Origin of the sequence: Synechococcus sp. R6-10 (assembly GCF_047461815.1) — a bacterium.
Classification (GTDB): Bacteria; Cyanobacteriota; Cyanobacteriia; order Thermostichales; family Thermostichaceae; genus Thermostichus.
Window position 1 is genome coordinate 1 of the sequence record NZ_JANSHW010000178.1, and the last position, 4327, is coordinate 4327.

Below are 4327 nucleotides of genomic sequence, written 5' to 3' on the forward strand. Positions count from 1 at the left end.
GAGCTTGCAGGATATGGTCAGGACTTGGCTCATAAGTTCATTGTACTTCATCAAAGCGCATTCCTCCCGGCAGTGACCCTACGGGTACAGTGCGGGGCTCCTGCGATTTCTAGCTGATGTCTGCTCGGGAGTCCGGCCCATGTCTCCTCTACAAGCCCTCACTGGCAATCCTCAAACCACCATGGCTGAAACCTCTGCGGCTCGTTTCGTGGCAATCGGGGGCAGCTTGCGGCCCAATTCCCTGACGTACCAGGCGCTGGAGGTGGCGCGGCGCGAGTTTGAGAAGTTGGGGATCCCGTTGCACATCCTCGATCTGCGGCAGATGAAGTTGCCCTTTGTGGATGGCTCGGAGTCCTATGCGGATTATCCCGATGTGGCAGTCCTACGAGCAACCATGAAGCGGGCGGATGGGATCATCCTAGCCAGCCCGGAATACCACGGCGGCATCAGCGGCAGCCTGAAAAATGCCCTGGATCTGTTGAGCTTTGAGCAACTGGAGGGCAAGGTCTTCGGGTTGATCAGCGTTTTGGGCGGCGAGAGCAACAGCAATACCCTGAACCAGATGCGCTTGATTGTGCGTTGGGTGCATGGCTGGGTAATCCCCGAGCAGATCGCCATCGGTCGGGCTTGGAACGCTTTTGACGAGCAAGGCAATCTCAAAGACGAGAAGCTAAAACAGCGCTTTCAACACTTTGTCCAGAGCTTGGTGACCCATACTCACAAGCTGCGCGGGATCCCAGTGGTGAAGCCTTCCTGAAATTACAGTCATTCCAAACTAGATTGAGACACTCTCCAAGCGTTCCGCGACCAACCCCAGGGAAGTTAGGAAGCCATGAAGGACGGCTGCAGACAGACTACACTGGGGCTGGGTGAGAGATGAAAACCAAATCTTTCACTGCGTCGAGGATGGGGCGAACGCCCGACGTCGAGAATCCCTGCCCCTTGGGGCGGAGAGTATGCCAAAGTTGTTTCAAACAGCAACAAGTCCGGGCTCTCTTCTTCTCACCTGTTGCCTCAGCGTTGCCCAGCAACAAATAAGGCTCAGATCCGACGGAGATCTGGCTGAGAGGGCATTGACTTGCAGAGGAACCCGCAGAATAGCTCCACACAGGTATGGTTCAGTCTGTTCCCCCTCATTCCGATAGAGCTGGGCCAATATCTCCCCTGGTGGCCCTGCAAGCAACCTTGCAGCAGATGCGGGAGCAGAGCGATGCCAACACCCTCGTTCAGCTCACGCTGGAGTATGTCAAGGCGGCGTTTGGGGCGCCGCTGATCTGGCTGGCCTTTTACGACTATCCAAATCACCAGTTGGTGGGTCAGGGGGGAGTGACCCTTCTTGAGGATCAAACCCTACTGCGGGCGGTGCATCCTCTACAGCCGGGGGAGATCCTGGAGCAGGTGGTGATCGAGCAGCGACCGATCAGCCTGCCCGACCTCTCTCAGGAACCGCGCATGGGCATTTGGCAGCGGGAGGCCAGGCGACTGGGCGGGATCCAGGGCTGTTTCATTTATCCCTTCTCGGCCTACGGCCCGCTGTCGCGAACGGCAGTGGGACGGCGGCGCTGCTTGGGGATCCTGATGCTGGGATCCCAAATGTGGGGGGTTACCACCCGTGAGGACGAAAAGGCTCTCTTGGGAATTTTGCTGGGGCAGTTGGCAGCTTCTCTGCAAGAGTTGGAAAACGCTTGGCAACAGCAGACCGAAAAGCGCCTTGAGGATCCGCTCCTGAGGTTGGGAACGGCGATGCGCCAGGTGGGATCCCTGCAGGAACGGGTCAGCCTGGTGAGGCAGGAGTTACAGTCTTTTCTGGGCGCTGTCCACATTCAGGTGTATTGGCACGAGCGCAGCCAGGGTCAGTTCGTTCCCCACGGGAGCGTCCCCAAAGCTGTTGGCAACAGCGGGGGGACGGAGTCCTCTCAGCCCCCTGTTCCCAAAGGGGCTAAAGTCGGAGCAGGGCCAACAGGGGAGGTCAGCCTTTCGCTGCGGGAATTGGGGGACATGTACTACACCCTCGCCGATGGCCAGGTGGTGGTGGGCGGCACAGGGACGACTCGCTCTGAGGTTCCCCCCAAGCTGATGCAGCAGTTGCGGGCCCAGGCCGTTTTGGCAGCCCCGATTTTGCTGGAGAAGGATCTGCTGGGGTTTATCTGGGTGCAATCCGATGTGCCCCGTACCTGGCAAGCCGCTGAGCGACAGTTGGTGGCCGCTGCCGCCAATGGGTTGGCCTTGGCTGCCCCCCTAGAAAATCTGGATCGCCGCATTCGCCAGTTGGCCGATGACCAAGAGTTTGTGCAACAGGTGGGCCGCTCGCTTTACAACCCGGCGGAGCTGCAACAGGCTCTCCAGCAAGCCGTTGTCGGCCTGGCCCAGCGCCTGAAAGTCGGTGCAGTGGCCGTGTTGACGGTGGATCCCGACAGCCCCATCCCCCGCCTCTTCTACGAGTACCGCAGGGAAGGCAAGCAGACTTTGCCACAGCAGCTCAGCCCTCTGAGCGACCAGGACTGGCAGGATCTCATGCGCAGCGAGGTGGTCGTGGCAGAAAACTACGACCAAGATCTGCGCCTGCTCTCTTGGCGGCAGGAACTGGCAGGGGTTCGTTCCTTGATGCTGACCCACACCGGGGTCGGCGGTACCGCCACCACACCTGTGGAAGGGCTGCTCTTGGTGTTGCATCCCCAGCTACGGACCTGGAGCCGGGAAGAGCGGCAACTGCTGCGGGGGATCGCCCAACAGGTGGGGGTGATCCTGCGGCAAATTCGGTCAGAACAACGCCGGCAACGACAAGAGCAATTGCTCAAGGGCCTGATCGCCACTTGTTCAACCTTGCCAAACTTGGCCACCTTGTCAGATCTGTACACCACTACCACTCGACAGACGGCCCAATTGCTGGGGATCCCTCTGGCGCTGGTGGTCAGTTGGCAGCCGGGGGAAAGCCGGGCTCAGCTCCAGGGGCCTTTTACTACCGCTGCCGGGACGGAGACCGGCTCCACCGAGATCGACCTGCAAGATCCCCTACTGGCCTACGCGCTGCAGTCGGCAGAACCTCTGCCGCTCACCCAGGAGCAGATCCCCCCTGCCAGCCGCACTTGGCTCAGTCGCGTCAGCGGTGCGGAGCACTTTGCTGCCGGCCTGGGATCCTGGCTGCTGGTGGCGCTGGGGGAGACAAACTCCTCGCAGGCGGGAGCTTTGGGAGTTTTGATCTTGGGGGCAGAAGCGGGCAAGGTTTGGGATCCCGACGAGCGGGCGGCTGTGATGCTGATCGCCCAGACCTGCGGCTGGACGCTGCGGCGCTTGCTCTGGATGCAAACTTTGCAAGAGCGGCAGGAGGTGCTCAGGGAGTTGAACTGGTACAAGCACCGCCGACTGCTGGATATGCAGAATGCCCTTCTGGACAGCCTGCGCCGCCTGGGTCAGGTGCCGGAGATTCCCGGAGACGAAGCCACCCGCTGGCAAAAGGTGGTGGAGATCGGCAGAGGGCTGCGGGATCTGACCGTCTCCACAAGGCCGTTGTTGCAGTCGGAAACTTGGCAGGTGCAGCCGCAGTTGCGGTCGGTGCCCTTGGCAACCTTGGTGCGCAAAAGCCTGCGCCGGGTGGAGGGCCTGACCCAAAAACGCAAGCTGTGGCCGCGGGCCCATGGGGACATGAGCATTGCCGTCCAGGGGGATCCCGAACGACTGGAGATGGTGCTCTGGGAGGTGTTGACAGCCGCTGGTTTGCGCAGCCCGGAAGGGGGGCGGCTGGATCTGTGGAGCCAAGCCAGCGTTCGCGATAGCGATGCGGAGCCCTTTGGCTATGCAGAGCTGCTGGTGGTGGATCAGGGCAGCTTCGACCCTCACCTGATGGCCGCCCTTCAGTTGGATCCGAACCAGGTGATCTACGCGGATCCTCTGCTCAAGTCGCCTCTATCGGTGAGTCCTGGTCTGGAACTCAGCCTGTGTCAACGGGTGGTGCAGCGGATGGGGGGCCAGCTCTCCTTTTACCTCTCTTCCGATGGGCGTTGTGTCTCTCGGCTGCTCCTGCCGATGGGCAGCGACGAGCCCCATCCCCCTGGGTAGGAAAAAGCTGTGTTGCCGGTCACCTTAGGGGGACAAGGTTCTGAGCAGCCAAAACAGGGGCAGTAGAGCCAGTAGGCCGCGATCCAGCCGCCGCAGTTGTAGGCGGTGCCAGCGCAGGGGATGGTCTGGGCCGGTCAGCCCACGGGCCTGCATTGCCATAGCCGTCTGTTCGGCACGCAGGAGCAAGTTTTCAAAAAAGCGCTCCACCAAGGCCAGCAGGGTTTGCATCCCGCCCCGGAAACTCAGGGATCCCCAGCGCACATCCCGAGTT

The 4327-nt window shown here is 60.9% G+C and carries 2 protein-coding genes and 1 pseudogene; 2 read left to right on the forward strand and 1 reads right to left on the reverse strand.

The window, feature by feature from the left end:
• Positions 1 to 139 precede the first annotated feature (139 nt).
• Positions 140 to 757 carry an NADPH-dependent FMN reductase gene (locus tag NW837_RS05705; RefSeq protein ID WP_414329765.1) on the forward strand — a complete coding sequence of 206 codons (618 nt, stop codon included), beginning with the start codon at positions 140 to 142 and terminating at the stop codon, positions 755 to 757.
• A gap of 356 nt (positions 758 to 1113) precedes the next feature.
• Positions 1114 to 4056 carry a GAF domain-containing protein gene (locus NW837_RS05710; RefSeq protein WP_414329767.1) on the forward strand — a complete coding sequence of 981 codons (2943 nt, stop codon included), beginning with the start codon at positions 1114 to 1116 and terminating at the stop codon, positions 4054 to 4056.
• Positions 4057 to 4080: 24 nt separating this feature from the next.
• Here the strand turns inward: NW837_RS05710 and NW837_RS05715 are convergent.
• Positions 4081 to 4327: pseudogene (locus NW837_RS05715) on the reverse strand (hypothetical protein); the annotation flags it as partial.